Annotated in this window: 31 protein-coding genes; 11 read left to right on the top strand and 20 right to left on the bottom strand. The window is 69.8% G+C overall.

The window, feature by feature from the left end; genetic code table 11:
- Nucleotides 1-61: 61 nt before the first annotated feature.
- Complete coding sequence (locus tag ACFQE9_RS07005; protein WP_379742379.1) at nucleotides 62-946, bottom strand: YkgJ family cysteine cluster protein; 885 nt, start codon at nucleotides 944-946, stop codon at nucleotides 62-64.
- Nucleotides 947-1,109: 163 nt separating this feature from the next.
- On the opposite strand from ACFQE9_RS07005, the gene ACFQE9_RS07000 reads away from it, so the two are divergent.
- On the top strand, nucleotides 1,110-1,550 hold the full coding sequence (locus ACFQE9_RS07000; RefSeq protein ID WP_379742376.1) for a DUF5788 family protein: 441 nt from the start codon (nucleotides 1,110-1,112) through the stop codon (nucleotides 1,548-1,550).
- Nucleotides 1,551-1,556: 6 nt separating this feature from the next.
- Here the strand turns inward: ACFQE9_RS07000 and ACFQE9_RS06995 are convergent, their stop codons facing one another.
- From ACFQE9_RS06995 to ACFQE9_RS06945, 11 genes are all read right to left on the bottom strand, one after another.
- Entirely contained in the window at nucleotides 1,557-2,732 is a 1,176-nt protein-coding gene (locus tag ACFQE9_RS06995) for a DHH family phosphoesterase (RefSeq protein ID WP_379742373.1), read from the bottom strand.
- Between the two features lie 74 nt (nucleotides 2,733-2,806).
- Nucleotides 2,807-3,700 carry an SDR family oxidoreductase gene (locus ACFQE9_RS06990; protein ID WP_379742370.1) on the bottom strand — a complete coding sequence of 298 codons (894 nt, stop codon included), beginning with the start codon at nucleotides 3,698-3,700 and terminating at the stop codon, nucleotides 2,807-2,809.
- On the bottom strand, nucleotides 3,697-4,119 hold the full coding sequence (locus tag ACFQE9_RS06985; protein ID WP_379742367.1) for a DUF5791 family protein: 423 nt from the start codon (nucleotides 4,117-4,119) through the stop codon (nucleotides 3,697-3,699). Before ACFQE9_RS06985 ends, ACFQE9_RS06990 begins: the two co-directional genes overlap by 4 nt.
- A 70-nt stretch (nucleotides 4,120-4,189) precedes the next feature.
- Nucleotides 4,190-7,432 carry a DUF7286 family protein gene (locus ACFQE9_RS06980; RefSeq protein ID WP_379742365.1) on the bottom strand — a complete coding sequence of 1,081 codons (3,243 nt, stop codon included), beginning with the start codon at nucleotides 7,430-7,432 and terminating at the stop codon, nucleotides 4,190-4,192.
- Nucleotides 7,419-8,033, bottom strand: coding sequence for a DUF7284 family protein (locus tag ACFQE9_RS06975; protein ID WP_379742362.1), 615 nt, complete (start codon nucleotides 8,031-8,033; stop codon nucleotides 7,419-7,421). The genes ACFQE9_RS06980 and ACFQE9_RS06975 overlap by 14 nt, the downstream gene beginning before the upstream one ends.
- The gene (locus ACFQE9_RS06970) at nucleotides 8,030-8,563 is read right to left on the bottom strand and encodes a DUF7285 family protein (RefSeq protein ID WP_379742359.1); all 534 of its coding nucleotides are present in this window, start codon (nucleotides 8,561-8,563) and stop codon (nucleotides 8,030-8,032) included. Before ACFQE9_RS06970 ends, ACFQE9_RS06975 begins: the two co-directional genes overlap by 4 nt.
- Complete coding sequence (locus tag ACFQE9_RS06965; protein WP_379742356.1) at nucleotides 8,544-9,011, bottom strand: DUF7283 family protein; 468 nt, start codon at nucleotides 9,009-9,011, stop codon at nucleotides 8,544-8,546. The genes ACFQE9_RS06970 and ACFQE9_RS06965 overlap by 20 nt, the downstream gene beginning before the upstream one ends.
- 42 nt (nucleotides 9,012-9,053) lie before the next feature.
- Entirely contained in the window at nucleotides 9,054-10,979 is a 1,926-nt protein-coding gene (locus ACFQE9_RS06960) for a type II secretion system F family protein (RefSeq protein WP_379742354.1), read from the bottom strand.
- A complete protein-coding gene (locus tag ACFQE9_RS06955) occupies nucleotides 10,976-13,030 on the bottom strand; it encodes an ATPase, T2SS/T4P/T4SS family (protein WP_379742351.1) in 2,055 nt (684 codons plus the stop codon). Before ACFQE9_RS06955 ends, ACFQE9_RS06960 begins: the two co-directional genes overlap by 4 nt.
- 24 nt (nucleotides 13,031-13,054) lie before the next feature.
- Complete coding sequence (locus tag ACFQE9_RS06950) at nucleotides 13,055-13,585, bottom strand: DUF7311 family protein (RefSeq protein WP_379742348.1); 531 nt, start codon at nucleotides 13,583-13,585, stop codon at nucleotides 13,055-13,057.
- Entirely contained in the window at nucleotides 13,582-14,379 is a 798-nt protein-coding gene (locus ACFQE9_RS06945) for a DUF7310 family coiled-coil domain-containing protein (RefSeq protein WP_379742345.1), read from the bottom strand. The genes ACFQE9_RS06950 and ACFQE9_RS06945 overlap by 4 nt, the downstream gene beginning before the upstream one ends.
- 174 nt (nucleotides 14,380-14,553) lie before the next feature.
- On the opposite strand from ACFQE9_RS06945, the gene ACFQE9_RS06940 reads away from it, so the two are divergent.
- Complete coding sequence (locus ACFQE9_RS06940; RefSeq protein ID WP_379742342.1) at nucleotides 14,554-15,654, top strand: tubulin/FtsZ family protein; 1,101 nt, start codon at nucleotides 14,554-14,556, stop codon at nucleotides 15,652-15,654.
- A 60-nt stretch (nucleotides 15,655-15,714) separates the two neighbouring features.
- Here the strand turns inward: ACFQE9_RS06940 and ACFQE9_RS06935 are convergent, their stop codons facing one another.
- Complete coding sequence (locus ACFQE9_RS06935; protein WP_379742339.1) at nucleotides 15,715-15,981, bottom strand: HAH_0734 family protein; 267 nt, start codon at nucleotides 15,979-15,981, stop codon at nucleotides 15,715-15,717.
- A gap of 101 nt (nucleotides 15,982-16,082) precedes the next feature.
- Between ACFQE9_RS06935 and ACFQE9_RS06930 the strand changes: the two genes are divergently transcribed.
- The 3 genes from ACFQE9_RS06930 (at nucleotide 16,083) to ACFQE9_RS06920 (ending at nucleotide 18,977) form a co-directional block, all read left to right on the top strand.
- Complete coding sequence (locus ACFQE9_RS06930) at nucleotides 16,083-17,039, top strand: rhomboid family intramembrane serine protease (RefSeq protein WP_379742336.1); 957 nt, start codon at nucleotides 16,083-16,085, stop codon at nucleotides 17,037-17,039.
- A 119-nt stretch (nucleotides 17,040-17,158) separates the two neighbouring features.
- Nucleotides 17,159-18,052, top strand: coding sequence for an endonuclease V (locus ACFQE9_RS06925; protein ID WP_379743062.1), 894 nt, complete (start codon nucleotides 17,159-17,161; stop codon nucleotides 18,050-18,052).
- A 73-nt stretch (nucleotides 18,053-18,125) separates the two neighbouring features.
- Entirely contained in the window at nucleotides 18,126-18,977 is an 852-nt protein-coding gene (locus ACFQE9_RS06920; protein WP_379742333.1) for an SDR family oxidoreductase, read from the top strand.
- A gap of 88 nt (nucleotides 18,978-19,065) precedes the next feature.
- Here the strand turns inward: ACFQE9_RS06920 and ACFQE9_RS06915 are convergent, their stop codons facing one another.
- On the bottom strand, nucleotides 19,066-20,223 hold the full coding sequence (locus ACFQE9_RS06915) for an ArsA family ATPase (protein WP_379742330.1): 1,158 nt from the start codon (nucleotides 20,221-20,223) through the stop codon (nucleotides 19,066-19,068).
- A 163-nt stretch (nucleotides 20,224-20,386) separates the two neighbouring features.
- Here ACFQE9_RS06915 and ACFQE9_RS06910 point away from each other — a divergent pair, with 163 nt between their 5' ends.
- The 6 genes from ACFQE9_RS06910 to ACFQE9_RS06885 all read left to right on the top strand — a co-directional run bounded on the left by ACFQE9_RS06910 (nucleotide 20,387) and on the right by ACFQE9_RS06885 (nucleotide 22,239).
- Nucleotides 20,387-20,653: a 50S ribosomal protein L37ae gene (locus tag ACFQE9_RS06910; RefSeq protein ID WP_379742327.1), complete on the top strand. Its 267-nt coding sequence runs from the start codon at nucleotides 20,387-20,389 to the stop codon at nucleotides 20,651-20,653.
- On the top strand, nucleotides 20,653-20,787 hold the full coding sequence (locus tag ACFQE9_RS06905) for a DNA-directed RNA polymerase subunit P (RefSeq protein WP_379742324.1): 135 nt from the start codon (nucleotides 20,653-20,655) through the stop codon (nucleotides 20,785-20,787). The genes ACFQE9_RS06910 and ACFQE9_RS06905 overlap by 1 nt, the downstream gene beginning before the upstream one ends.
- Before the next feature lie 76 nt (nucleotides 20,788-20,863).
- Nucleotides 20,864-21,205, top strand: coding sequence for a KEOPS complex subunit Pcc1 (locus tag ACFQE9_RS06900; protein ID WP_379742321.1), 342 nt, complete (start codon nucleotides 20,864-20,866; stop codon nucleotides 21,203-21,205).
- A gap of 58 nt (nucleotides 21,206-21,263) precedes the next feature.
- Nucleotides 21,264-21,650 carry a prefoldin subunit beta gene (locus ACFQE9_RS06895; RefSeq protein WP_379743059.1) on the top strand — a complete coding sequence of 129 codons (387 nt, stop codon included), beginning with the start codon at nucleotides 21,264-21,266 and terminating at the stop codon, nucleotides 21,648-21,650.
- Complete coding sequence (locus ACFQE9_RS06890) at nucleotides 21,651-21,923, top strand: DUF3194 domain-containing protein (protein ID WP_379742318.1); 273 nt, start codon at nucleotides 21,651-21,653, stop codon at nucleotides 21,921-21,923.
- 118 nt (nucleotides 21,924-22,041) lie between these two features.
- Nucleotides 22,042-22,239, top strand: a complete 198-nt coding sequence (locus ACFQE9_RS06885) for an HVO_0649 family zinc finger protein (protein WP_379742315.1) — start codon at nucleotides 22,042-22,044, stop codon at nucleotides 22,237-22,239.
- A gap of 18 nt (nucleotides 22,240-22,257) precedes the next feature.
- On the opposite strand, the gene ACFQE9_RS06880 is transcribed toward ACFQE9_RS06885, so the two are convergent.
- The 6 genes from ACFQE9_RS06880 to ACFQE9_RS06855 form a co-directional block, all read right to left on the bottom strand.
- Nucleotides 22,258-22,524 carry a HalOD1 output domain-containing protein gene (locus ACFQE9_RS06880; RefSeq protein WP_379742312.1) on the bottom strand — a complete coding sequence of 89 codons (267 nt, stop codon included), beginning with the start codon at nucleotides 22,522-22,524 and terminating at the stop codon, nucleotides 22,258-22,260.
- Nucleotides 22,521-22,895, bottom strand: coding sequence for a hypothetical protein (locus ACFQE9_RS06875; RefSeq protein WP_379742309.1), 375 nt, complete (start codon nucleotides 22,893-22,895; stop codon nucleotides 22,521-22,523). The genes ACFQE9_RS06880 and ACFQE9_RS06875 overlap by 4 nt, the downstream gene beginning before the upstream one ends.
- A gap of 106 nt (nucleotides 22,896-23,001) precedes the next feature.
- On the bottom strand, nucleotides 23,002-23,556 hold the full coding sequence (locus ACFQE9_RS06870) for a GMP synthase subunit A (RefSeq protein WP_379742306.1): 555 nt from the start codon (nucleotides 23,554-23,556) through the stop codon (nucleotides 23,002-23,004).
- A gap of 185 nt (nucleotides 23,557-23,741) precedes the next feature.
- Nucleotides 23,742-24,572, bottom strand: coding sequence for an amidohydrolase family protein (locus ACFQE9_RS06865; RefSeq protein ID WP_379742303.1), 831 nt, complete (start codon nucleotides 24,570-24,572; stop codon nucleotides 23,742-23,744).
- Nucleotides 24,573-24,707: 135 nt separating this feature from the next.
- On the bottom strand, nucleotides 24,708-25,880 hold the full coding sequence (gene ftsZ, locus ACFQE9_RS06860) for a cell division protein FtsZ (protein WP_379742300.1): 1,173 nt from the start codon (nucleotides 25,878-25,880) through the stop codon (nucleotides 24,708-24,710).
- A 2-nt stretch (nucleotides 25,881-25,882) separates the two neighbouring features.
- Nucleotides 25,883-26,065 carry a ribbon-helix-helix domain-containing protein gene (locus tag ACFQE9_RS06855; protein ID WP_379742297.1) on the bottom strand — a complete coding sequence of 61 codons (183 nt, stop codon included), beginning with the start codon at nucleotides 26,063-26,065 and terminating at the stop codon, nucleotides 25,883-25,885.
- Nucleotides 26,066-26,256 lie beyond the last annotated feature (191 nt).

Here is a 26,256-nt window from a genome sequence, read left to right as displayed (position 1 = left end):
CCGCCACCGGATCGCGATCGAGCGCCGTTCGATCGGCAGCGCGATCGGATCTCGTGTTCGTCTACTCGATCGGCGTTCCGTCCCCCCGCTTCGGCCCTTCGGAGTCGAAGACCACCACGTCGCGGGGTTCGCCGTCGTTCCCGCCGTCGTTCTCGTCGTGGCCGTCGCCGTGAGTCCCGGCACGCACCGTGGGATCGTAGGCATCGCGGACCGCGATCGACTCTTCAAGCTCGCGGACCGCCCGCCGCTTGAGCGCCGCCGCGAGCGACTCGGCGTCCGCCCTCTCGATGTCGCGTCCGAGGCCCTCACACTCGTGGGCGCGGACCATCCCTGACCCGTCGACCGCCTCGCCCATCGGCTGGCTCGTCCCGCCGAGCGCGACGCTGAACGGGTAGGTCCGACAGACCAGCGGCCGATCGTCGTGGACGGTACAGCGACCGCGTCCATCCGCCTCGCGGTAGAAGGTGCAGTCGCCACAGGCGTCCGTCTGGAGCGCCCACTCGAAGGTCTCCCCGACCGGATTCCCGTCCGCGTCCTCGGACAGCCCGTAGGGCATCGGTCTGGCGACGTCGCGCCAGTCGTACTCCTTCTCTGCCACCTCCCCCTCCAGATCGTCCCCGTTCGCGGCCTCGATCAGGTCGCGGACCTCGTCGGGGAACACCGTCGCGGTGTGCGGTTCCCGATCCGTCTCGCCGGCGCCCCCGTCCCTGGTATCGGCGTCGCTTGCGATGCCGTCCTCCGTCGCCGTTCCGCCGGCGTCGCCGTCGATTCCGTCGTCCGAACCGTCGGCCGTCTCCGTCTCGGCCGGGTCCTCCTCGTCCGGGTAATACCCCTTACAGCAGGCGCCACAGCGCGTACACTCGAACCCGATCGACTCGATGGCGTCCGCGAGCGCGTCGATCTCGAGATCGCGGGCCCGCTCGAGTTCGGCTTCGAGATCCTCCATGTCCGTTCCTCGGCCGCGAGCGGTTTACCCGATCCGGTCGAACAGGCCGTCCGGCTCGGACGGTCGAGTCGGCCCGAACGCCGGTCGGGGTGATCGCCGGACCGGCCGTCGTCGAGGCGTCCGCTCCAGAAGAGCGAAGTGATCGGATCCCCTACCGCCGTCCGTGAAGGAGTTTCGCCGCAAGCAGCTGCTCGAGCGGGTCGACCGCGAGGCGGCGACGATCGGCACCTCGATCCCGGAGGCGATCGAGGTCCGCGGCGAGTCGATCGACCTCCGGGAGTTCGTCTTCGAGATCGAGCGTCGAGAGACGGTTCCGTCGGGCGAGCGCGACCGCGTCGAGCGGGCGAAACGGAACCTGCGACGCGAGCGACGCGAGCGACGCGAGCGGATCGAGGAGGGGACGATCCCCTACGAGGAGGGGCGCGAACTCGCGAGCGCGATCGTCGGGATCGACCGGGCCCTGGAGGCGCTCGAGAGCCTCGATTCGGGGTCCCTCGAGGCGGAGGCCGAACGCCGGGAGGCCGCCGATCGAAAGCGGTGGATGAACTTCCTCAAGAAGGCGCTCGGCCGCGATGACTCCTCCTCGGGGCGCACGCGATCTTGAGCCCGCTCACACGTCGCCGGTCATCGCACGGAACAGCCGTTCGGTGAGTTCGTCGCGGTCGACCGCCTCCGCCGTGGTGTCGTCGGTCGGGGTCGTCTCCGGCTCGACCCGCCCGCCGCCCATCCGTGCGTGTCCGCCGCCGTTCCCGCCGTCGATCGCGGAGAGACACTCCTCTATCGCCTTGCCCATGTGGACGCGGTCGTCACGCGACCGCCCCGACAGGTGGATCGTGTCGTCGCGCTCGCCGATCACGACCACGGCCGTCACGCCCTCCAGCTGGATGAGCTCGTCCGCGGCCTGGGGGATCGCGTCGACGTTGTTGACCGCACCGACGTCGGCGACGCCGAAGGACCCTTCCACCTGACGGCCCGCGATCGCCCGCGCTTTCACCTCGAGCACCTCCGCGTCGACGGCGGGGTTCGCGATCCGGTCGAGCCGGTCCTGATCGACGCCGGGATACAGGTAGCTCGCGGCCGCGAAGTCCGCCTCGCTGGCGCCGACGGTCAGGTGTTTCGTGTCCGAGAGGATCCCGTACAAAAGCCCCGTGGCCGCGAGCGTCGAGAGGGTGTAGGTGCCCTCGGTCTCGCTCGCGTGTTTGTCCGGAGGAACCGGGGTCGCGTCGTTGTCCTCGAAGTACTCCGCGACGATGGTGGCCGTCGAGCCGTAGTCGGTCCGAACGTCCGTGAACTCCTCGCCCGACCCGTCCCCGGGGTGGTGGTCGATCACCGCGAGCGGCAGGATCCCCTCCGATCCGGCGAACCCCCGCGGCTCGTTGTGGTCGACGAGCACGACCGACTCGGCGGCCAGATCCGTCACGTGGTCGATCCGGTCGAGGTTCAACTCGAGGACGGTCCGAAACGCCCGGTTCTCCTGGTGGCGGATCTGTCCCGGATACTGGATCGTCGCATCCACGTCGAGCTGGTCGGCGAGCTCGACGACGCCGACGGCCGCGGCCATCGAGTCCGGATCCGGATTCGGGTGCATCAACACCGCGATCTCCTCGCGCTCGTCGATCAGGCGGCGAAACTCGACGCCGCGCGCGCGACGGATGCGGAGGAACGCGTACGCGCTTCCCAACACGACCGCCACGGCGATCGCGGTCGCGACGGCGAGTTCGGGATTCTCGCGCACGAGCACCTCCGCGTCGGCGATCAGCCGTTCCCCGGTCGTGGCGGCTCCCATCCGTACACCCTCTCACCCGCTCTTGCTACAAGAAACCACGCGGCGTTTTTGACCTCTGGGATCGGACGCGCCGGTCACTCGCCGAGGTACGCCTCGATCGCCGCACGGTATCCCTCCCGGTAGGTCGGGTACGCAAGCTCGTAGCCGAGATCGTGAAGCTTGTCGTTTCGACACCGCTTTTCGGTCTCGATCCGTCGTCTCGCCGCCTCCGAGAGGTCCCCCTCTGCGAGCCGCTCGGCCGTCGATCGCTTCGGCGGTCGGTCGACGCCGCACTCGTCGGCCAGCCAGTCGGCGAAGGCGTGCTTGTCGACCGGCTCGTCGTCGACGACGAGCACCGTTTCGCCTCGAGCGCGGTCCTCGGCGAGGAGGTGACGGACGGCGCCCGCGGCGTCCACGCGGTGGACCATGTTGAGGAACCCGGCGGTCACCGGCCCCTCGAGGTAGCGCTCGAGGCGGTATCGATCGGGACCGTACAGTCCGGCGAAACGCGCCACCGTCCCGTCGATCCCGGCGTTCGCCGCTCCCTCGATCGCGACGCGTTCGGCCCGCGCCAGCACGCGCGTCTTCTCCGTTTGCGGGTCGATCGGCGTCTCCTCCGTCACCCAGTCGCCGCCGTGATCGCCGTAGACGCCGGTCGATGAGGTGTAGACGAGCCGGTCGGGCGACTCCTCGCGTGACGCGTACTCCGCGATCACGTTCTCGAGACCCGACACGTACACCCGCCGTGCCGCCGCCGCGTCGCGGCCGCCCGAACTCGCCGCGAAGACGACGGCGTCCGCCTCCGGAAGCGCCGAAAGCGACTCGGGATCCGTGACGTCGGCCCGAATCGACGTTATTCCGGCGCTCTCGACGGCAGCGAGGCCCTCCTCGGAGCGTCGCACGCCGTGGACGTCGTGTCCGCGATCCAGAAGCTGGCGGCCGAGTTCGCTCCCGACGTAGCCGCAGCCGACGATCGCGACCCGCGTCATCGCTTTCTGTCCTCGATGACCGCCTGGATCTCCGAGAGCTGGGCGAGCGTCATCGGCGCTCGCCCCTCGAGCGCCTGCTGGACCTCCTGGCCGGAGAGGTCCGCGTCGATCGCGCCCGCGATCGTGTCGACGTCCAGAACCGCCGTCGTCATTCCCATGAGGAGGTGATCGCGAAGCTCGTAGACGATCGTCTCCGGCTCGCGGTCGCCCGCGAGGGCCAATATCGCGGCCGTCTCCTCGATCGACAGCCCCGAGAGCCCCTCGTCGGTCGTTCCCTCGAGACGGTCCCCGTCGATCGAGGTCTCCGCGGCGACGCGCTCGTCGCCGACCGTCTCGATCGCCTCGGCGACGAGCCCCAGATAGGCGTCGAGTATCGCCTCGGCCTCCGCTTCGGCCTCCGTCGCGGCCTCGTGCAACATACGGGTTCTCCGCGGTCGCGGCGGAAAACGGCTGCGGTCGCCGGGATCCCTCGGGGTTTCGATGCGTCGTTCAGGACTCGACCTCACACCGGCGGCCGTCCGGTCCCGGACACGGCCAGCCGCTCGACTCCTCGGACCACGTGCCGTCGACGTCGCCGACGCCCGGCGGTCCCGGCGGGACCGCGATCACCACGGTCGTTCCCGTTCGGAACCGAACCGGCTCCGCGTGTCCGAGCGTGACCTCCCGCCCCTCGAGTTCGATCGTCGATCGCCTCCCGGATCGAACGTAGCGGAACTCCTCGTCCGGCGGACCGACGTCCGCCCGCAGCTCGAACCGCGGATACTCGCCCGCGACCTCGACGTGCCAGACGTTCACCGTCGCGTACCAGTATCCCGGGACGGGCGTGATCGGGAGTCCGGAACCGACCTGCTTCGTCACGTCCGTACCCCAGCGCATCTCGGCCTCCTCGACTCCGTTTCGAAGTCCGTCCTCGACGGCCGACTCGATCCGCGACCGGGCGATCGGTCGAACCACTTCGGCCACCTCGGTGGCTCGCGCCCGCGAGACGCCCGTTCGCTTCGACGCCATCGAGTCCGTCAACGCGGTCCGAATGACGGCCTCCAGACGGGCCCGTTCGCCCCGAGCGAGTTCGCCGTCGCGCGCCCGCTCGATCTCGCTCGCGAGGGCCCCGGCGTACCCGCCGTTCGCCATCGCTGCGGCCAACTCGCCGGTCGTCGCGTACTCATCGCGGGTGCGTCGGATCGCCGATCGACGTTCCACCGCGGACAGGTACGTCACGGCTCGCAGGTCGCGTTCGACGTCACGCTCGATCCGGATCGTCGATTCCGCGACGTCCGCCTCCAGATCGTCTCGTCGTGTTCGGAGCGTCTCGCGTCTGTCTCCGGACGTACCGGCCTCGGACTCGCCGGACGTGCGTGCCAGCGTCCGGTCAGCGGCGACGAGCGTTCCCGCCGCCCGCGGGAGCGGGACCCGATCGCCGAACGCCAACGCTCGATCGACGATGCCGCTCGAGACGTCGCCGTACGGCATCGTGAAGACGTTCACGTTGCGCGTCGCGAGTGGTCGCGTCCCCGATTCGAACGCGGCTCCTTCGGGCGTTTCTCCGATCCTCGTCCGCGGGAGGTATCCCGGGGTCCCGTTCGGCTCGAACGCCACGCCGCCGGCCGGTCCCGACTCGCCAACGACGAACGGTTCGGACTCGGCTGCCCGTCCGCTGGCGGCGACGTATTCACTGAGCGACGCGCCGCTTCCCGGGTCGGAACCTCCGGCCGTCGATCCGCCGGGTGACCGGTCGGCGACCGCCTTCTCCAGTTCGTCCCGCGCGTTCCGATCCTCCCTCGAGCGCCGCTCGAGGTCCGCGATCACGGCGTCGACGTACGCGCGACGAACCGCGACCCGAGCGCGATCGGACGCGCCGTCGTACGTTGCCGGGGCATCGACCAGTTCTCCGCGTCGGTCGCGGAGTTCGGCGGCGAGTCGACCGTACGGGTTCGCGGTTCCCGCCGCGACCGCGCGCATATCGACCGTCGTCTCCGTCTCTCGAACCTCCTCGTGGAGTTCGGCGACGTCCTCGCGGATCCATCCCTCGAGGTCCGACGGACGTTCTCCGTAGACGGTCGTGGTTCGCGTCGACGGGCCGTCCGTCGCCGCGCGCCGCGCCGCCGCGTCGACGTCCGCCGCATCGAGCGCGCGGCGTGCCGCCTCCGGCGTCGACTCCAGGTTCGGTCCGTCGATCGCCCCGCCGCGTCGGAACGTCGGCGCAGTCGGTCGTTCGGGTGCGCCGGCACGCGGCGCGTAACGCCCGTCGACCGACACGGTGACGCGATACCGTTCGTCCCACCGCTTGCGGGTGGTTCGTCGGCTCGTCCCGTCGGTCCAGTATCGGACGATCCGCCGCTCGACCGTGACGGAACGCGACGTCGTGTCGAACCCGCCCGCGCCACCCGCGTCGGATCCCCTCGCGCCGCCGGAATCGAATCCGGACGAGCCCTCGGCGCCGTCGATCGTCGCGTCGCTCGTCGTTCGCTCGCCGAGGAACGTCCAGTTCGATCCGGGCGCGGATCGCGGCGGCGGCCGGGTGCGCCCGCCCGTCCGGCTCACCTCCGTCCGCCGGATCGCACGAATGCGATAGGCCTCCCGGGCGATCGGGTCGGATCGCTCGAGCGTCTCGAGGAGCGCCGCGTCGGCGGCGGGCCCGACCGACACGCTCTCGGTCGTGTTCTCGCGGACGTGATCGGATCGATCGCCGTCACCGTCGCCGTCGTCGCCGACGTCGCCGACGTCACCATCGATTTCCCCGCCGTTCGGAACCGGCGCGTCGAGAACCGTCCTGCTCCACTCGGTCCCGTCGAGGCTCGTGGGTGCCAACAGATCGGCGAGACCGGTTCGGGCGGTCGCCCGCCGCGTTCCGGCCGCCGCGTCGGGATCGGCCGCGCCGAAGATCCCGCGTTGAACCGCGATCGTCCCGGTGTTCGTCGAGAGCTCGACGTGTCGGTTCGCGAGGACGTTCTGGACCGGCGCCCCGAACCGCTGGGCATACCCGCGCGCCCAGACCAGCGCGTACAACCTGGCCGTGAGCTGTCGACCGAGGCCGGGGCCCTCGAGGGCGCCTCGACTCATCGCCGACTCGAACTCCTCCGTTCGTTCGTGTGCGGCCAGCACGGGAACGGAAACGACGACCGTGATCGGCCTCGTCCGCTCGGCCACCACCCGCCCGTCCCGCCTGGCGGTCGTCCGCACGCCGTGGATCGTCGCCTCGAGGGCGGTCCCGTCGGCGACCGGCTCGATCGTCACCCTGTCGCGAACCCGATCCAGGTCCTCCGGGGTGAGTCGGCCCGCGTTCCCCTCGAGTTCTTCCCCGAACGGGAGCGTCGTCTCGGCGCGGACGCCGCCCTCCCGGACGGCGGTCGCGGAGAGCGCTTCGCGTGCTGCGACCCCGATCCGTATCCGAAGCGCGTCCTCGAAGGCGGAGTTCGGTCTGACGGCCGCTCCGGCCGCCGTCTCCGCCGGCCGGGTCACCGGCCGTTCCGCCGCCGAGCGTGCCGCGTTCGCCGTTGCGATCCGGAGCGCGGGCGTGGCGTCGGCGCTCGACCGCTCCATCGCCCGTTCCACCGAGCGATCGACGGTCACGTCCGTGGCGGCGAGCCCGCTCGCGTACGCCGTGCTCGTCACGATCAGGAGCACGCCGACGAGCGCGAACGGGACGCGACCCCGCCGGTCCGACGCGAGGGAGATCCGGTCGCGACCCCTCGACTCGCGCTCGCCCGGGCGCATCCGGTTAGGACGGACCATCGTCCCACCTGCGGACGACGATCCGCGCTGTCTCCGTGTTCCCCCCGCTCGACTCCGCGCCGGCCGACCTCCACTCGTCTCCGACCGGAACCTGTACGACCGAGGTTCGAACCCGCGCGGCCTTCGGCGGTGACCCGCCGATCGAAAGCACCGTACCGCGTCTCTCGGTTTTTCCCTCCGTGTCCGTTGATCGTGTTTCGCCCGGATCGTCGCCCCCGGCGTCAACCGGGAGACGTACCACGACCGCGGTTCCGGGATCGAGACGCGGTTCGACCGTCCCGTGGACGGCGTCCACGTATTCGTTTGAACCGGTATTCGCCCTCCCTACTCCACCTGCCCTACCCACCCCACCTATCCCCTCCCCTCCGTCCGTTTCGATCGTCGCCGCGGTCACCAGATGCTCGGCGAGGGTGGCGTGGCGACGGCGGCCGCCGTCGTCCGTCTCGTACTCGACGGTCACGGTTTCGGTCGCGATTCGGTCCGCGAGGTCGTCGGCGTGATACCCGCCCCCGTCGCCCGCCGGATCGACCCCGGCAACGGTCACGATGCTCGCGGAGACACAGAGCAGGAACAGCCCCACGTCGAGAACGGTGCTCGTCATCGCTCGGCCACCACCGCACGAAGCTCACCGCGCACCTGCTCGCCCGGCGCGATCCGGACGCTCACCGTTCGTTCGACGACCGTCACGTCCGGCGGATACGGGCGGCTCGCGTTTCGCTTCCCCGCGAGCCATCGTCCCTCTCTCGTGAACAGTCCGACGCCGACGCGTCGGTCGCTGATCGGGATGTCGGCGGGAACCGCCAGCCGGTCCGGATGGCTCACGCCCGCCACCGTGATCTCGTCGTGCACGCGGTCGAGCACGACGTCGGCGGTCTCCCGGCTCTCCGTGGTCGCGTCGACGGAGGCGATCGTACCCGCGTACAGCGAGAGCCCGACGCCGACGGCGAGCAGGGCGACGAGCGCCGCGATCGGTTCGACCTGCCCGCGAGCGGCCGATCCGACCTGCCTGCGAGCGGCCGATCCGACCTGCCTGCGAGCGGCCGAGTCGATCCGCCCGTGAGCGATCGGTTCGGCCGAGGGTGCGGCTCCGTTCACGATTCCCTCCGTGCCCTCATCCGACGAGCGTGACACGTTCCTCCTCCCAGTGAACCGCCCGGATCCGCAACCGCGTCGGCGCCGAGCGCCACCGCGGTTCCCGTTGTCGACTCTCCCTCGCGGCCTCGGAGAAGGCCTCCGGCGACTCGAAGACCCTGTCGGGCGGCTCCCCTCGAAGGATCCGGGACAGCCGTTCGTCCCCGCTCGCGGGCGTCACCGGCGCGAACTCGATGATCGCGGTCGTCGATCCCCCCGGCCCCCGTAACGAGATACGGTTCGGCGCGAGCCGGATCCGATCCGCGGCGAGTCCGTGTTCCGCGGTCGTCGGGTATTCTTCGGCCGCCACGCGATCGATCGTGTCGGCCACGCCGACCGCGTCCGGCGTCGGACCTGCCGGCATCCCGGCCGCGATCCCCAGGGTCACGAGGCTCATCCCCGCGATCCCGACCCACGCGTACCACCCGTCGATCGGCACGTCGAACATGGCCCGGAGTGGTTCCGGTTTCGGTAATAAAGGTTCGCGACGTCAAAACAGCATGCTTGCGCCGAGGAACGACGCGAGGTACGTCGCGGCCGCGGTCGGCAACGCGATGGCGATCCGGTAGGGCACGAGCGTCGGATCGAGTCCCCGCTCGAGCAGCGTCGACAGCCCCGTCAGGATCGCCGCCAGCAGCAGCACGTACACGCCGACGATCCGACCGAGAACCGGAACGGGGACGGGTTCCACCGCCGCTCTAGAAACGGTTTCACCGCCGAGTCCTCCGGCTCCACCGGGGCCGCCGACCGCCGCCGTGGCCGTCGGATCCAGGGACGCGCCCGCCGCGATCGTCCCGCCGTCCATTCCCGCGGCGAGCGCCACCGTCGCGCCGCCCACGAGCGGGCCGAACACGGTGGCCGTGTTCGCGAGCGTTCGAGTGACGGTCGCGAGTCGTCTCGTCGCGTCGCGCTCGAGCGTTCGAAGCGCCTCGAGCTGCTCTCCGAACTCGACGAGCACGTCGCCCGCTGGGGCTCCCTCGCGTGCGGCGATCGCGAGGAGCTCGATCGCGCCGCGAACGCGGGGGCTCGGTACGTCCGCGAGGGGTCCCGCCGTCCCGCGGAGCGCCGTCTCAACGTCGACTCGGAGCGTTCGGCTCCGCCGGGACGCGGCTTCGAGGGCGTCGCCCGCCGGTCCGTCCATCGCCCGGCCCGCGTCACGGACCGCCCGTTCGACCGCGATTCCGTCCGCCACGTGCCCGCCGACGATCGCGAGCGCGTCGGGCAGTTCCGCCTCGATCTTCCGAACCCGAGCGAGCACGACCCGGCGTGGCCGGACGTGGAGGAACGTCCCGGCACCGACCCCGAGGCCGAACGCGAGGAGCGGTGCGCTCCAGGGTGCGAGCGCGTGTCCAACCGCCCATCCGATCGCCGCTCCGAGAACGCCCGCGGCAACCGGAAGTCCCCGCCGGTCCGGCACGTCGGGGTGGGTCCCGTCGATCCTCGGCGGCGGGAAGGCGACCGGGCGTCGCAACAGGATCCAGCCGCTCGCAGCGGTCAACGTCGCGGGGAGGATCACGACGTACGCCGCCACCATCGCGGTAGCTCCGAGCGGCACCCCGGCCGCGCGAGCCGCCGGAAGCAGCGCCACGAGCGCGAGCGGCAACAGCACTCCGAAGGCGTAGATCCCCGAGACCGGCCCCCGGATCTCGCCGATGAACGCCGCCATGCGGTCCGTGGTGCCGTCGACGACCGCCTCGAGCGCCCGATCGAGCCCCCGGTCGCGCCGCTCGGCGGGCGCGGCCGCCGCCGCGCGGATCCGGGAACCGGCCCGTTCGAGCGCGGGGAACCACGGCTGCCACTCCCGGGTGAAGGTCCGAAGCCCGGATCCCGGTCGGGAATCGGACCGGCGAACGGCGTCCGCGAGGCTCCGCGAGAGCGGCCCCGTTCCGGTCTCGGCCGCGAACTCGACGGCCCGCTCCGTCGCCGGCTCCAGTCGCATTCGAAGCACGATCCGCCCGACCAGCCCGGGCGCGGTCCCGAGTGCCCGCGTTCGCCGAAGCTCGGCGAGCCAGCACGGCGTTCGCCGGCGAACGTGCTGGGCCGTGAGACCGAGCACTGCCGCGGTCGACGTGCCGGGGAGGCTCCCGCCGACGGGGATCGCGAGGACCATCACCACGGCGGCGACGAGCAGACCGACGTGGCGCGCCCGGCGTTCGATCGCTTCGGGACTTCGATCGCGTTCGAGAAACGCGAGCGCCCGCCGAAGCTCCTCGTGTCTGTCGACCCCGGGATTCTCGATTCGACTTCGGTGCCCGCCGTCGCCGCCCGTGACGTTAGCCTTCGTTCCGACGCCACCGCCTCTCACGGAGTCACCGGACGCTCCCTGGCTTCGCGAGTTCGCTCCCTGGTTTCGCGAGTACCGCGATCGAAGCTCCCGGCACCACGACCGCGATCCCGATATCGCCTCGCGGATCATCTATCCGGTCTCCCCCGTTCGGCCACGGTCTTCGAGACCGCTTCGGCGGACGTCTCGCCCGATCCAGCCTGTTCGACGATCGTCTTCGCCCGCTCTCCGATCAGCGTCCGAACCGCCGCGTACGATTCCTCGTCCCGCGTGAGATCGTTCACGAGCACGCTCGTTCCCTGCTCGATCCGGTTCGTCGAGACGAGACCGTCCTCGGTCCGCTCGAAGAGTCGAGAGAAGACGGCCCCGTCGCGTCCGGTCGAAACCTCGGATATCGACCGCACGCGATGGTCGGCGAGCTGTACGAGAAGATCCGTGCTCGCGAAGGCCGCCTCCGGAACGCCGAGGTCCGTGACCACGCGCTCGTGGACTGCTTGCGGGTCCCTCCCGTGGATGGTTCCGAGGACCGTCTCGCCGCTCGCCCCGACGCGCATCGCCTCGTAGAGCGCGGCGGCCTCCTCGCCGCGAACCTCGCCGACGACGATCGCGCCGTCCCCGAGTCGGAGTGCGGTGTGAACCGCCTCCGCCGGGGCGATCTCGCCGGCGTCGCCTCGGTCCTCGACCGAGAGTCGCTGGACGTCCCGGCCCGTTTCTTGGAGCCGCCGCACCGGAAGCTCCGGGGTGTCCTCGATCACGACGCCGCGGGTTCCGGCCGGAAGCTCCCAGAGCAACGCCCCGAGCGTGGCGGTCTTCCCCGCGCCCCGTCCCCCCGCGACGAGCCCGGCGACGCCGCGTTCGATCGCCACCGACAACAGCCCCGCCGCCTCGCCGGTGAGCGTCCCGCATTCGACGAGCCGTGGCAGGGTCCAGGCCTCCTCGCCGCCACGGCGGAACGTGAACCCGTAGCCGTCGCTCACTGGCCGCGTCGTCGCCGCGACCCGGATCGGCCCCGATCCCGTCTTGAGAGTCGCATCGAGGGTCGGCGACGCCCGCGAAAACGCCCGTCCGGAGACCCGCCGGAGCCGGGAGGCGAGCGTCGCGGCCCCCTGCGGCGACAGCCGCACGTTCGTCCGGAGTCGCTCACCGTCGACGACCACCCGGAGCGGCGTCTCGGCGACCGGCGGCGTCAGGAACGCATCGGAGACGTGCGGGTCGCCGAAGACGTCCTCGAGCACCCCGTACCCGCGTGTGTGTCGACGGAGGATCGAGGCCAGATCCGCAGCCGGCGTTCCGCCCCGGCCCCCGTCCCCGCCCCGGACCGCCCGGATCGCCCGTTCGAGGGATCGATCGACGAGTTCGGTGCCGCTCCCGCTTCCGCTCCCGCTTCCGCTTCCACTTCCGTCTCCGCTTGCGCTCCCGCGTCTTCCTCCAGTCCCGTTTCCGCTCCCAGCGCCGGCGATCAGGCGGCTCCGCGCGGCGCTCACCGTCCCGATCTCCTTCCCGTCGAGTTCCGCCTCCGGCGGAGTCATGTGGTAGCTGCGAAGCGTGCCGGGGTGTTCGTAGATACGGACCGTCGCACCCGTCGACGTCTCCCACCGGTCGACGATCGTCGCCTCCTCCGGCAGGCGTGTCGCGACCGCACAGGTCGCGAACGACGGTGACACGTACGGACGGAGCGCGTCCGCGTATCCCTCGACCCGCTCTGCCACCTCGATCAATCCCGTCTCCGCGGCCGCGCGTTCGACGTCTCCTGCCCTCCCGGTCGCCTCCCGCGCGGCTCGAAGCGGATCACGTGCGGCGATCCGGGCGGTTCGTGGTTCCCGGTGCCGCGTCCGCTCGACGAACCGGCCCGCGGCGATCAAAAGCGCCAGCGCCCGATCGAGATAGGCGAACTCCCGTCCCCCCGTCGTGACGCGAACGACGTCGGCGTCCCGGTCTGCAAGCGCGTGAACCGCCGTCGCCCGACAGTCGGAAGACGCGGCGAGTGCTCCGTCGCCCGGACAGCCGTTCGCGTCGATCCGAAGTGCGGTTCGGGCGTTCGGGTCGGAGCCGGCGGCGTCCTCGAACGCCCACCGACACCCGCACGATCCGTGCGGTTCGGTCGAGTTCCCCTGCGACCCGGCCCCGCCGAATCGGCGGCGGACCGTCTCGAGTACCTCCGAGAGTCCCCGGCGCGTCGTCATGGGCCGTCTGTGCCGGCATCCGATTTAAACCTCGATCCGACCCTCCCCCTGTTCCGGTGGCCGAATCGCGCGTAGCTCGACGGCGTCGCCATCGCCGCGTCCGCGGTGTTCCAGCCGGAGCCACGTCCCGTCCGCGGACAACTCGATCGGCGATCGTTCCGGCGCGAGCGTGACTCCACGGATCCGGTGTGTCTCCACGCCGCTTTCGTCCGTTCGCCAGGCGAGGACCAACTCACAACCCTCACCTCCCTCGGCCGCATCCCGTTTTGGCCCCCGTTTCGGTCCCACGTCCGCTCGACAGCCGATCGTCGCCCCCTCGATCGTCCGCCTCGCGAACCCCGTCGGTAGTCGGACTCGAAGGACCGACCGCGGCGCGAGATCGGCCTCCGCGACCGCCGGCGACGACGACGCCAGATCCGCGCCCGTTCGCTCGACGTGGGTCGCGATCCGGTCCATCTCGGTTCGAGTTGCGTCCTCCCGTGCGTCCGAGAGCGCGGGCGTCGTCGTCGCGAGGAGCGCGACCGCGATCGCCACCGCGAGCACCGCGCGGATCACAACGTGTTCCGGAGCTTTGCCAGGATCCCCGAATCGACGTCGGGATCCGATTTCGCGACGTCGGGCGCCCTTGCGATCTTCTCGGGGATCGTCCCGTTCGTCCCGTTCGGGATCGCGGCGGCGACCGCTGGCGGCCGATCCGCGGTCCGCTCACGGCGCCGCCGGTCACTGCACTCCCGGTCCGGCTCCGACGTCGTCCGGTCGCTTCGTGATCCGTCGGACGGTTCGCCCCCGCGATCCTGGGGCTGCCGTCGAACTCGCTCGTCCCGTTCGGCGCACCCGGACGCGATCCTGCCGCCGTCCGTCCGCCCGCCGGTTCGGGCCGGCGGGTTCCGGGACTCGACGGACGAATCGTGACCGGCAGCCGGCCGGCACCGTCGTTCGACGCGCTCCGCGGTCGCAAGCGCGAGGTCCGCTCGACTTTCCACCTCGCGGTTGACCGCGCGGATGCTACCCACGTAGCCCCGGACCGCCTGCGTCGCGGCGTCGATCTCGTCGATCCGATCCTCGACCGTCTCGACCGCCGACTCCAGATCCGACAACCGCCCCTCGAGTGCCGCGCGTTCGGAGAGCTCCGCCACCGAACCGTCCCCGTCGCCGGCGATCGCCCGTTCGATCGCGTCGACGCGGTCGGCGAGCCGGTCACGCTCGACGATCCCGTGTCCGTCCAGCTCCGCCGTTGGCGCGTTCCCGGTTTCGTCCCCTCCCTTCCGGCTCTCGGCCGGTTTGCTGTCATGCGTGGCGGGATCGGTGCTTGCCGACGTCGGCGTCGCGTTCGGATCGCGTTCGGTCATGGGGCCGGTGTGTCGTCACCGTATGTAAACTGCGGGGCGGGATCGGTCGGCGACTCGGTTTGACGTCGGTCCGGTTTGACGTCGGTCCGGTTTGACGCCCGTTCGGTTGGATCCTCGACGTTCGTTCGGCTGTGCGGGGAAACCTTGATGGATCGGTCACACGGTGGTTCCCGTATGAAGGTCGTTCTCGTGGGCGTCGGTCAGGCCGGCGGCAAGGTGGCGACCGCGCTCGCCGAGTTCGACGCCGAGATGGGCTTCGACGCGGTTCGCGGGGCGCTCGCGGTCAACACGGCCGAGGCCGACCTCCGGTCGCTTCCGATCGACACCCTCCTGATCGGCCAGTCGCGCGTCAACGGCCACGGCGTCGGCGGCGACAACGAGCTCGCGGCGTCGCTCATGGACGAGGACGCGACCGAGGTCCTCGACGCGCTGTCGGGACGGATCACGGCGGAGGCGGAAGCGATATTCGTGGTCGCCGGCCTGGGCGGCGGTACGGGATCCGGTGGCGCACCCGTGCTCGTACGCGAACTCCGCCGCGTCCACGACGTCCCCGTGTACGCGCTCGGCGTTCTCCCCAGCCGCGAGGAGGGCGCGCTCTATCAGGTGAACGCGGGTCGGTCGCTGAAGACCGTCGTTCGGGAGGCCGACGCCACCCTGCTCGTCGACAACGACGCCTGGCGGGCGGCCGACGACAGCGTGGGGAGCGGCTACGATCGGATCAACCGCAAGCTCGCCAGGCGGGTCGGGCTGGTCCTGGCGGCCGGCGAGGCGACCGGCGAGGACGGCCGGGACGTCCCGGAGTCGGTCGTCGACACGAGCGAGGTGATACAGACGCTTCGTGCGGGCGGCATCGCGGCGGTCGGCTACGCGAGCGCGACCGCCGCCCCCGAGGCGGAAGAGAACATCTCGGCAGTGATGAGCACGACCAGGAAGGCGGTGATGACCGGGCTCAGCCTTCCGGAGGCGACGGAGGCGGACGCCGCCCTGCTCGTCGCGGCGGGCGAACCCGACCGAATCCCGCGAAAGGGCGTCGAGCGGGCGCGACGGTGGCTCGAGGAGGAGACCGGGAGCGCGGCGGTCCGTGGCGGCGACTTTCCGCTCTCCTCGGATCGGATCGCGGCGATCGTCCTGTTGGGCGGGGTCGAACGCTCGGCGCGCGTCGAGACGTTCCTCGAGCGCGCACGCGAGGCGGCACGGGAGACGGACGAACTGGAACAGGAGCGGTCCGACCCCGCCGCGGCCTTCGACAACGAGGACCTCGACGGGCTGTTTTGAGCGGCCTTCGGGAGAAGAGGGACTTTCGGATTCGGCGTCCGGGTGCGATGCGTGTGGTGTTCAGACCGCGAGGTCGCCTTTGGCCTTGATGACCTCGAGGTCCTCGGCGTCGATCGACTCGACCTCGAGCCAGTGGGGGACGTACTCGCGTTTCTCGAAGCTCTCTCGCTCGTCCTCGGTGCCGATCGTACACCACAGCTGGGGCTCGTCGGGGCCGTGCCAGTCGCCCTGGCGGTTCACGGCGAAACAGACCATCTCCTCGCCCTCGTAGTCGATCACCGCGTCGCGACGGATGCCGGGGTCGCCACGGACGATGAGGTGTTGCATGGCCGGCGGTTGGCGTCACCACCGCTTAATCGCTTCGGTAGCCGGTTCCGCCGGAACCGAGAGCCAAACCGCTTTACCGGCCCCGCCACAACGGGAGGGTAATGGCGACGTGCGACGAGTGTGGTGCCTACGAGAACCTCCCCTACCAGTGTCGCCGCTGTGGACGGACGTTCTGTGCGGAACACCGGCTCCCCGAGAACCACGACTGTCCGGGCCTCGGGGAGTGGGACGACCCATCGGGCGTCTTCGACAGCGGCTTCGACGACTCGGCCGCCGCGGACGCGCGGGACGGGTCCGGTTCACGGACCGGAACGAACCGATCTCGCTCCGTGACCGACCGCGTTCGCGGACGGATCGCCGCCGAGACCTCGACGGGCGGCCTGCTCGGCTACTTCCGCGGGAACCTCACGTTCGTGTTCCTCGCCGCGATGTGGACGACCTTTCTCGCCCAGCTCGTGGCGGCGGCATTCGTCGGCCAGGAGTTCTCCCGGTCGCTCTTCGTCCTTCGGCCGGACCACCTCGAGTACGTCTGGACGTGGGTCACCTCGGTGTTCGCCCACGGCAACTTCGCGCACATCGCGCTCAACTCCATCGTGCTCTACTTCTTCGGCCCCCCCGTCGAGCGACGGATCGGGTCGAACCGCTTTCTCGCGTTGTTCCTCGGCGCCGGCGTGATCGCCGGGCTCGCCCAGATCGGGATGGGGTTCGCCCTCGGCTCCGTCGGTCCCGGCGTCGTCGGCGCCTCCGGGGCGATCATGGCGATCATGGGCGTGCTCACCGTGTTGAACCCGCACCTTCGAGTCTACCTCTACTTCTTCATCCCGATGCCGCTTTGGCTGTTGACCGTCGGGTTCGCGGTCGTCAGCGTCCTCTTCGGGTTCGGCGGCGCGGCCGGCGGGATCGCCCACTGGGCACACCTCGCGGGTCTTCTCGTCGGGCTCGCCTACGGGAAACACGTCAAAGGCGAGATGCGCGCGCCGAGCCAGCTCCGGTTCGGCGGTCCGGGCGGTCCGGGCGGCCCCGGCGGTCCCCGCGGACCGGGCGGTCCGGGTCGGTGAGGATGTCCGACCGCGAGCGCGACGCGATCGAGCGATCCTCCGTTCCGTCCCCCGATCGGTCCCCCCTCGATCTCGCCCGACCCGAGTTCCTCCCCGATCCCGATCTCTCGCGGGGCGAGATGGAGGCGCTCCAGCGCGACATCGCCGACGTCGCGGTCTTCGAGGACGCCCTCGAGGTGGCTCCTGCCGACGTCGCCATCGACGACTCCTTCGACCTCTCGTCTGGCGTTCCGGGTCCGAGTTCGGATTCGGACTCGGACTCGGGCTCGGACTCGCATTCGGACTCGGACCCGCATTCGGACTCGGACTCGCATTCGGACTCGGACTCGCATTCGGACTCGGACCCGGTTCCCCCGGGCAGGCAGTCGACGCTCGGCGAGCAGTCGAACGTCGATCGGTCCGCGCCGATCGTCGTCGGAGTCGACCAGGCGTTCCTCGAGGATGCTGTCGTCTCGGCGGTCGTCGCCCTCCGGAACGGTCGGATCGTCGAGCGGACCCACGCCGTCTCCCCGCTTTCGATCCCGTACATCCCCGGCCTGCTCGCCTTCCGGGAGGGCGGCCCGATCCTGGACGCGCTCTCGACGCTGTCCATCGACCCCGACCTCCTCGTTCTCGACGGGTCGGGTCGCATCCACTTCCGGCAGGCGGGCATCGCCACGCACGTCGGCGTGCTCCTCGACATCCCCGCCGTCGGGGTCGCAAAGAGCCTCCTGTGTGGCGTTCCGGACGCCTCCGTCGACGAGCGCTCCGCGGGGTGGTCGACGCCGATCCGCGCCGCCGACGGCGTCGAGGCGCCCGCGGGCACCGTGATCGGCCACGCCTACCAGTCCCGGCAGTACCCGAACGAGCGGCGCATCAACCCCCTGTACGTGAGCCCCGGCCACCGGATCTCGGCGGAGACTACCCTGGAGATCGTCGAGGCGCTGTGTGCCGGCTACAAGCTTCCCGCGCCGACGCGGCTCGCGGACGCGTACGCCGACGAGGTGAAGCGGTCGATCCTCGCGGACGACTGACACGTTCGATCCGCCGGACGGTCCGTTCGATCGGAACGGTGGGAGTTATGGCCCTGCCGAACGAGGGGCGAGTGTGCAAGAGACGGTACTCATCACGGGCTGTTCCTCCGGGATCGGTCGGGCGAGCGCGCTCGCGTTCCTCGAGGAGGACTGGACCGTGTACGCGACCGCACGCAACCCCGCCGACGTCCAGACGCTCGGCGAGGCCGGCTGTGAGATCGCGACCCTCGACGTCACGGACGACGGGGACGTCGAGCGCGTCGTCGACCGGATCCTCGACGAGGAGGGCGCGATCGACTGTCTCGTCAACAACGCCGGATACGGACGGTTCGGACCGATCGAGGACGTCCCAGTCGCGGACGTCCACGACCAGTTCGACGTGAACGTCTACGGCCCCCACCGGCTCGCGCGGGCCGTCCTGCCGAGCATGCGTCGCGAACGGGACGGGACGATCATCAACGTCTCCTCGGTCCTCGGCCGGCTCTCGATGCCCGGAACCGGCGTCTATTCCGGCTCGAAACACGCGCTCGAGGCGATGTCCGATGCGCTCCGAAACGAGCTGGCGGAGTACGACGTCGACGTCGTGGTCGTCGAACCCGGCCCGGTCCGAACCGCGTTCTCCGAGCGTGCCGACCGTGAGGTCCGTTCGGACGATTCGTCCTCCAGTGGCTCCGACGACGGCCGGTCGGGCGCCTACGAGGAGTTCTACCGCGTCTTCGAGGACACCCAGCTCGTCGCCGGCGACGGGCCCGGATCGGTCGAGCCGGAGACGGTCGCGGACGCCGTCGTGAACGCCGCGAGCATGACGCAGCCGCCCGCTCGCGTCCAGCCCGGAACCCTCCCGCGTGCGGCCGTGCTCGCGCGACACCTCCCGGACGGCGTGCGGGACGCGGCATACGACCTGTTGCGGAAGCTCTCACGATAGCTCGATCCCTCGAACGCCGGGCGTGATCTCCGGTCCGTCACTCGAGTTCCATTGTTCGGCCGACCACCCCAGTTTCATCACCGGCCGGTCACTCCAGGCAGGTCGCGACGACCCGCAGCGCGTCCTCGCCGCGCACCTCGTCGGCGAGCAGCGGGACGCGTTTCACCTCGCGACCCCGGAACAGGTCGGTCGCCCGCGCGAGCGCGTCGCGCTGTACCTGCCAGCGGCGCTCGCAGAACGCACAGTCCTCGTGGTTCGGCGTCACGACCCACTCCGGATCGACGTCGGCGACGTCCGCGAGGTCCTCCATCACCCGGTTGACGACGATCGTCCCGACCGGAATTCCGAACTCGTCGAGCCGGTCGACGAGCCGCTCGGACTCCATCACCCCCATCTCCTCGGGGATCATCACGACGCGGAAGTCGGTCCGGTCGGGATCGCGAAGGACGGCCCGGAGGCGCTCGATCCGCTCTCTGAGGTCGTCGAGGTCGGCGCTCGGGTCGGCGTCCCCGTCGCTGGCGCCGAACATCCCCTTTATGCCCTCCATCATGCCGGAGAACTGCTGGCGCATCTTCATCACCCGGCCGATCATCGAGTCCATGATCTCCGGCAGCTGGAGCAGCCGGAGCGTGTGTCCGGTCGGCGCGGTGTCGACGACCACGCGGTCGAACCGCGGGTCGTCGAGGTACTCGAGCAGCTGGCGCATCGCGGCCGCCTCGTCCGCGCCGGGCATGGTTCCGCCGAGCAACCCGCCGAGGGGGCCCTCCCCGTCCGGGCCGGGTTCCGTCGCGTCCGGATCGGCGCCCGGGTTTCCTGTCCCGGCCATCCCGCCGAGATCGCCGAGTCCGCCGAGCGGATCGCCCTCGGCGCCGAAGAGTCCCTCCTCCATCGCGGCGTCCGGGTCGATCTCAGCCGCATAAAGCGGCACGTCCTCGCGGATCCGCGCCGGCCGCGGCGGGATCTCGACGCCGTAGGTGTCCGAAAGCGAGTGGGCCGGGTCGGTCGAGACCACGAGCGTCGCGGTCCCCCCGGCGGCCGAGGAGAGGCCGGTCGCGGCCGCCATCGTCGTCTTTCCGACGCCGCCTTTGCCGCCGTAGAGCACGTACTCGGGGGCGTCGACCCCGGTCGGGAGGTCGGCGTCCGTGGACGCCATCGTTCCCGACGGCCGATCGTCGTCCACGGCGTCCTCGTCTCCGGCCCGTCCCTCCTCGACGCTCTCGACCGGCTCGACGTCGATCTCGTCCATGTCCCGACCTCGTCGTCCGGACTTGTGAGCGCGTCGGTGTCGACGTCCTCCGCGACCGCCGCGATCGACACGCCGTCGATCGGCGGCGGACGCCCGTCTCCGGTTCCCACATCGGGAGCGACTCGTAGCCTTTTTACTCGTGCTGGCGGTAGGAGTCGGTACTATGGCCGAGAAGAAGGCACGATCGACCGGCAGCGCGGGTCGTTTCGGCGCGCGGTACGGGCGGGTCGCCCGGAAACGCGTCCAGGACATCGAGCGGGAGATGCGCGAGGCCACCGTCGACGGCGACTCCGTAAAGCGGATCGGCACCGGCATCTGGGTGAACGAGGAGACCGGCGAGACCTTCGCCGGCGGCGCCTACCGCCCCGAGACCCCCGGCGGACGAACCGTGCGACGATCGATCCGCGCGGCGCTCGCCGACGAGGAATAATGAGTTACCGATGCTCCCGCTGTAAGCGCGACGTCACGCTCGACGAGTACGGTGGCGTGCGCTGTCCCTACTGCGGCCACCGAGTCCTGCTCAAGGAACGCGGCGGCGGCATCAAGGAAGTCGACGTCGAGTAGACCCCGAACCGCGCCCTTCCCGCTTCGGATCCGACTCGACGATTCTCGCGCCGGTTCTCGATTCGATCCACCATCCATGACCGACTACGACGCTCCCGGTGGGCCCGATATCGCCGATATCGCCGAGACCGACGCCGACTCGACGTTCGTTCACGACCTCGTGGTCCGATTTCCCTACGCCGACGCCGAGCGCGCCCGGACCGTGGCGGACGCCCTAAGCCCCGAGGTCGACGCGATCGACGACGACCGATCGCGGGCCGACCTCGAGCGGGACGGCTCGACCGTGATCGTTCGCGTTCGCGCGCGCGACCTCGTCGCGCTCCGTGCGGGATTCAACAGCTGGACGCGGCTCGTCGACGTCGCGGAGACCGTCGCGATCGCCGGCCGGCGTGGGGCGGGCGGCGACGGGTCGGCGTGAGGGACAAAGTCGGGGGTTTTTCAGTCCGGACCGTCTCCTCCCGTGCATGCAGGGCAACATGCCGCCGGAAGCACAGGAGAAGATCGAGGAGCTGCAGGACCTTCAGGAGACGGCCCAGCAGGTCGCCCAACAGAAGGAGCAGTCCCAGACGGTCCTCAACGACTCGAAGACCGCCCTCGACGCGCTCGACGACGTCGACGAGGACGCCACGATGTACCGCGAGATCGGCGAGATCCTCGTCGAGACCGACTACGAGTCCGCTCGCGAGGACCTCGAGGAGACGGTCGACTCGCTCGAGGTCCGCGTCGAGCAGCTGAAAAAACAGGAGGAGCGCGTCCAAGAGCAGTTCGAGAGCCTCCAGGAGGAGCTCCAGCAGCTCCTGCAGGGCGGCGCCGGCGGCGGCGGTCCGATGGGTCCCGGCGGTCCGGGCGCCGGCGGCGCGTAGATGTCCGGCGAGGGTCCTGACGGGACTGACGAGCCGTCCGACGAGGAGGTCGTCCAGGCCGCCGCCGAGGCGGCGGAGGGCGTCGTCTTCTCCCGGTATCGACAGTCCGACGTCGACGATCTCGACGTCACCGTGACCTTCGAGGACGGCGTCCTCGAGGTCGACGTCTATCTGAACGCCCCCGACGGGGAGACCGATCCCGATCCGGACGCGGTCGCGGAGGAGGCGGTCGCGGCCGCCGGCGACGCGGTCGACGACCTCCTCGAGGTCTGATCGGACTTTACGCCTGATCGGCGTTTTTGAAGCCTGACGCGCCGAACCCCGTCCTTTTCGATCCGACCGTGTCGTGCGACCGATAGGTATTTCCCCGTTCCTTGTGTATTGTTACCATATGTCTGGAAAAACGATCGGAACCACGCCCCTCGACCGGCTCCGGGAGCGGTTAGATGCCACTCGTCGAGTCTGTGAGTCGTGCGGCTCCGACCAGTCCGACTCGCGGTGGGAGGCGGCAACCACCGGATCCAGAATCCTGTATCGTCTCGAGTGCGACAGCTGCGGCGCGCGGATCGAACGATCCTTCAGGCTGTAGGTCGCTCTCGGTTCGGATTCAACTCGTCCTCTCGAACGGCTCCCCCTCGAGCTCGCGGACCACCTCGCCGTCGACGAGGATCCGTCCGCTTCCGCGAACCGTCACCGTATGTCGTGGTACCCGAAACGTGAGCTCCCACTCGCGGTGGGGAGAGGTGACGAGCTTCTCGAGCGCCTCGGCGTCGATGTGCTCGTACAGCGTGTACTCGAGCTCGTGCGGCGAGACTCCCTCGACCTCCGCTATGGCCTCGACGACGTCGGGGATCACCTCGTATCGACGGGTCATCGATCCCCCCCGATCTTCTCGAAGAGGTGACAGCCGGTTCGAAGCCGCTGGGGTAGATCCTCGTAGCTCGCGATCGCCTCGAGAACCGCGGCGATCTCCTCGAATCGGTCCCCTCTGGACGCCTCGAACGGTTCCCGTCTCCACTCGATGAAGCCGGCGCGTTCCATCATGGGTAGGTGGTGGTGTACGAGGTCATGCGTGAGTCGTTCGGGGTCGAGCCGATAGTCCGGCATGTTCGCGGCCTCGGGAAGCGACAGCGATCGTTCCGGCGGTGACTCCATCAACGCTCCGATCAGCTGTCGACGCGGCCCCGCCGCCAGGGTTCGAAATATTCGGTGCCAACGCTCCCCGAGCTCCTCGATCGACTTCACGCGTTCCCCCCGCGTTCGACCCTGCCTCTCGGTCGTTCCTCACGATGTTCGAGTGGAACTGTTCCGGATCCAGCATAAACGTGTCGCCGCGTCTCAGCCCCGGAACTCACGGCGACTCACAGATCGCGAGGAAGTTCTCGAACACCGCCTCGCCCTCCTCGGTGTGTGCGACCTCCGGGTGCCACTGAACGCCGTAGCGGTCGTCCTCGACGTTCGAGATCGCCTCCGTCGCGCAGACGTCCGAGCTCGCGGTCCGGACGAACCCCTCCGGCAGGGTCTCGACCTCGTCGGCGTGGGACGCCCACACCCGCGTGGTCGGCGCCAGCGACCCGACGAGCGGATCGGTCTCGTCGTCGATCTCCACGTCGACGTCGGCGTACCCGCCGTACTCGCCGCCCGTGACCGATCCGCCCAGTTCCGCGGCCATGATCTGCATCCCGAGACAGATCCCGAGGATCGGCACGTCCAACTCGAGGTACTCGCGACAGCGGCCGATGCGGTCCATGTCGGGCCCGCCCGAGAGAACGATGCCGTCGGCGTCGATCTCGGCTGGCGGGGTGTCGTTGTCGATCAGCTCGGCGTCCACGCCGACGTCGCGCAGCGCACGACGCTCGAGGTGGGTGAACTGTCCGTGGTTGTCCACCACGACGATCCGGGTCATGGGGCCGTTAGGGCCGACCCATTCAAAAACGAATCGGAAGGACGTGCAGGGTCGTGTGTGATCGATGGAGCTTGAACCAAATGTGATCCAAGAATACGGATCGGTAACCGTCGGGCAGGCAACCGCTGGATGGATCTCGGCCGGATCGACTTTGGCTCCGAATCCCGGTCCTCAGAATCCCGCTCTCAGAGATCCGCGCCCGCGGCCAGTCCCGGGATCACCCGCGAGGCGTTCTTCGTGAACGCGCGCCGCATGAGGTCCTCGGAGACGTCGAGGGTCAACACCTCCATCACGGCGACGTTCGGGTGGACGTCCGGGACGCCGCTGCCGAAGAGGACCCGGTCCGGGTGCTCGAGCAGTCCCGTCTCGAGCACGTCGCGAAAGCGGACCGCGCTCGTGTCGAGATACAGATCGTCGTACTCCTCGAGGAGGCCGAGCGTCTCGTGCATCAGTCCCGTCTCGAGGGGATAGCCGCCAAAGCTGCCCAGAACCACCGGGAACTCGTAGGCCAGCAGGGTCTCCTCGAGCCTGTCGGGCGGAAAGGCGGCCCCGCCGTCGACCAACACCGGCTGGCCGGCGCGTTCGAGCTGGTCGAGGACGTCCGCCTCCGGGATCCCGTCGTAGGCCGGCTCCATCCTGAAGCCGTGAAACCGGTCGTCGTAGGCGTACTGCTCGACGTCGTCCGGCCGGGTGTGATGGTCCGCCCGCTCGGTTCGGAGGTTCCGAACCCGGTCGATCGGGGTTCCCCCCGCCTCGCGGGGACCGTTGAGCCGGGCGAACGCGAGGAACGGCCGGTCGACGCTCAATCGCGCGACCGCGTTGTTCACCCGGAGGTAGCTCTCTCCCGGCGGTCGCCGTCCCGGCGAGACGATCGCGCGAACCACGCCCGCCTGGTGCATCTCCCGTTCGAGCCGCTCGGGCGTGATGTCGCGACCGTGGGTGATCACGGACTCCTCGTCGGGGTCCAACTGCGCGTGGACGTCGACGATCCGGAACCCGTGTTCCAACCCCAGCATCGTCCGTACATCCGGCTCCGAGTACCTGTGTCTGTCGGTCGTCCTACGGAACTGCAAAAAACGCGGTGGATCGGGCGGCGCGACCTCGCGCGTGTCGTTTCGAACGGAACGGACCGGCGGACGGCGTCGATCCGGTTATCGGATGACGTCGAGCCCGTTGTGCTGTTCCGTGGGCTCGGTGCCGCCGTCCGACTCCCAGCTGGCGGCGTCGGCGCTGCCGCCCGTGGGATCGGCCGGCTCGCTGCCGTTGATGCTCGCGCGCGACCGGTCAGCCTGCTTTTGGGTCGACGGACCGAGCACCTGGGCGCTCTGGACCCCCGTCATGATCGCCATGACGCGGACCTTGCCCTTGTACTCCTCCTGGATGCGGGCGCCCCAGATCACGTTGGCGCTCGCCTCCAGCCGCTCGGTGATGTTGTCCGCGATCCCCTCTGCCTCCTTCAAGGTCAGGTCGGGACCGCCCGTGATGTGCACCAGCCCGCCCGAGGCGCCGCGGTAGTCGACGTCCAAAAGCGGGTGGTTCATCGCGTCGCTCACGACCTCCTGGGTCTTGTTTTTGTCCTGGGTCTCGCCGACGAGCATCACCGCGACGCCGCCCTGGTTCATGATCGTGGACATGTCCGCGTAGTCCAGGTTGATCAGGGACGGCTGGGTGATCGTCTCGGAGATCCCCTTGACCGTCTCGGCGATGATCTGGTCCATCACCGAGAAGGCCTTCCCGATCGGCAGGTTCGGCACGTAATCGAGGAGGCGGTTGTTGTCGAGCACGATGATCGAGTCGGCCTCGTTGCGCAGCTCCTCGAGGCCCTCCTCGGCTTTCACCGTGCGGGCGCGCTCGACGTTGAACGGCGTCGAGACCATCCCGACGACGATCGCGCCCTGCTCTTTGGCGATCTTCGAGACCACCGGTGCGGCTCCGGTACCGGTCCCGCCGCCCATGCCCGCGGTGACGAAGACGAGGTCCGCGTCGCCGAGGACCTCCTTTATCGTCCCCTGGGCCATCTCGGTCGCGCGCTCGCCCATCTTGGGGTCGCCGCCCGCGCCGAGCCCGGAGGTCAGCGACTTGCCGACGAGGATCTTCGTGTCGGCCTCGATCATCTTCAGGTGCTGTTTGTCGGTGTTGATGGCGACGGTGTCGGCGCCGTCGACGCCGATGTTGTACAGCCGGTTTATCGTGTTGTTGCCGGCTCCTCCCGCGCCGACGATGACGATCCGTGGATCGCCGAAGTCGTCGTCGTCCATCCCCTCGTCCATCTCGCGCTTTTCGGCTTCCGCGTTCTCGAGTGCGTCCTGAACGATGTCCTGCATCGTTACACCTTCGCCCAGGTGCGCTCGGCGCGCCGACGGGTCTCGTGTTCGCCGTCCTGTTCGTTCAACATCTCACGGACGGCCGACCGGATCGCCTCGCTCCGGTTCGGGAACTCGCCCGTTTCGACCATCTGTTCGACCTCCTCGATCTGCTGTTTCGGGATTCGTAGTGTCACACGCTCCATGGTCATTCCCCCGGTAAGACGGTGATATCGCGTCCGGTGCGTGTCCTACGGACGAAAACCGCCCGCCGGCGACCGAATCGCCGACGTGGCGATCGTCTGTAAGACGACCGTCTTACGCGGATGAACCCTCATGGGCAGAATACTTAAAACTACCGGCGGGTGTAAGACAAAACTGCTGAACCGACGTATAC

The organism is Halopenitus salinus (genome assembly GCF_042662125.1).
Lineage (GTDB): Archaea > Halobacteriota > Halobacteria > Halobacteriales > Haloferacaceae > Halopenitus > Halopenitus salinus.
The sequence above is the reverse complement of the archived record's forward strand: the minus strand, read 5'-3'. Positions and strand labels throughout refer to the sequence as shown.

Excerpts from the sequence above, each read along its gene's own strand:
- ACFQE9_RS07005 (WP_379742379.1), bottom strand. The coding sequence starts at position 946 with ATGGAGGATCTCGAAGCCGAACTCGAGCGGGCCCGCGATCTCGAGATC.
- ACFQE9_RS06995 (WP_379742373.1), bottom strand. The coding sequence starts at position 2,732 with ATGGGAGCCGCCACGACCGGGGAACGGCTGATCGCCGACGCGGAGGTG.
- ACFQE9_RS06990 (WP_379742370.1), bottom strand. The coding sequence starts at position 3,700 with ATGACGCGGGTCGCGATCGTCGGCTGCGGCTACGTCGGGAGCGAACTC.
- ACFQE9_RS06985 (WP_379742367.1), bottom strand. The coding sequence starts at position 4,119 with ATGTTGCACGAGGCCGCGACGGAGGCCGAAGCGGAGGCCGAGGCGATA.
- ACFQE9_RS06980 (WP_379742365.1), bottom strand. The coding sequence starts at position 7,432 with ATGGTCCGTCCTAACCGGATGCGCCCGGGCGAGCGCGAGTCGAGGGGT.
- ACFQE9_RS06975 (WP_379742362.1), bottom strand. The coding sequence starts at position 8,033 with ATGACGAGCACCGTTCTCGACGTGGGGCTGTTCCTGCTCTGTGTCTCC.
- ACFQE9_RS06965 (WP_379742356.1), bottom strand. The coding sequence starts at position 9,011 with ATGTTCGACGTGCCGATCGACGGGTGGTACGCGTGGGTCGGGATCGCG.
- ACFQE9_RS06960 (WP_379742354.1), bottom strand. The coding sequence starts at position 10,979 with ATGATCCGCGAGGCGATATCGGGATCGCGGTCGTGGTGCCGGGAGCTT.
- ACFQE9_RS06955 (WP_379742351.1), bottom strand. The coding sequence starts at position 13,030 with ATGACGACGCGCCGGGGACTCTCGGAGGTACTCGAGACGGTCCGCCGC.
- ACFQE9_RS06945 (WP_379742345.1), bottom strand. The coding sequence starts at position 14,379 with ATGACCGAACGCGATCCGAACGCGACGCCGACGTCGGCAAGCACCGAT.
- ACFQE9_RS06940 (WP_379742342.1), top strand. The coding sequence starts at position 14,554 with ATGAAGGTCGTTCTCGTGGGCGTCGGTCAGGCCGGCGGCAAGGTGGCG.
- ACFQE9_RS06935 (WP_379742339.1), bottom strand. The coding sequence starts at position 15,981 with ATGCAACACCTCATCGTCCGTGGCGACCCCGGCATCCGTCGCGACGCG.
- ACFQE9_RS06930 (WP_379742336.1), top strand. The coding sequence starts at position 16,083 with ATGGCGACGTGCGACGAGTGTGGTGCCTACGAGAACCTCCCCTACCAG.
- ACFQE9_RS06925 (WP_379743062.1), top strand. The coding sequence starts at position 17,159 with ATGGAGGCGCTCCAGCGCGACATCGCCGACGTCGCGGTCTTCGAGGAC.
- ACFQE9_RS06915 (WP_379742330.1), bottom strand. The coding sequence starts at position 20,223 with ATGGACGAGATCGACGTCGAGCCGGTCGAGAGCGTCGAGGAGGGACGG.
- ACFQE9_RS06910 (WP_379742327.1), top strand. The coding sequence starts at position 20,387 with ATGGCCGAGAAGAAGGCACGATCGACCGGCAGCGCGGGTCGTTTCGGC.
- ACFQE9_RS06905 (WP_379742324.1), top strand. The coding sequence starts at position 20,653 with ATGAGTTACCGATGCTCCCGCTGTAAGCGCGACGTCACGCTCGACGAG.
- ACFQE9_RS06900 (WP_379742321.1), top strand. The coding sequence starts at position 20,864 with ATGACCGACTACGACGCTCCCGGTGGGCCCGATATCGCCGATATCGCC.
- ACFQE9_RS06895 (WP_379743059.1), top strand. The coding sequence starts at position 21,264 with ATGCCGCCGGAAGCACAGGAGAAGATCGAGGAGCTGCAGGACCTTCAG.
- ACFQE9_RS06890 (WP_379742318.1), top strand. The coding sequence starts at position 21,651 with ATGTCCGGCGAGGGTCCTGACGGGACTGACGAGCCGTCCGACGAGGAG.
- ACFQE9_RS06885 (WP_379742315.1), top strand. The coding sequence starts at position 22,042 with ATGTCTGGAAAAACGATCGGAACCACGCCCCTCGACCGGCTCCGGGAG.
- ACFQE9_RS06880 (WP_379742312.1), bottom strand. The coding sequence starts at position 22,524 with ATGACCCGTCGATACGAGGTGATCCCCGACGTCGTCGAGGCCATAGCG.
- ACFQE9_RS06870 (WP_379742306.1), bottom strand. The coding sequence starts at position 23,556 with ATGACCCGGATCGTCGTGGTGGACAACCACGGACAGTTCACCCACCTC.
- ACFQE9_RS06865 (WP_379742303.1), bottom strand. The coding sequence starts at position 24,572 with ATGCTGGGGTTGGAACACGGGTTCCGGATCGTCGACGTCCACGCGCAG.
- ftsZ (WP_379742300.1), bottom strand. The coding sequence starts at position 25,880 with ATGCAGGACATCGTTCAGGACGCACTCGAGAACGCGGAAGCCGAAAAG.
- ACFQE9_RS06855 (WP_379742297.1), bottom strand. The coding sequence starts at position 26,065 with ATGGAGCGTGTGACACTACGAATCCCGAAACAGCAGATCGAGGAGGTC.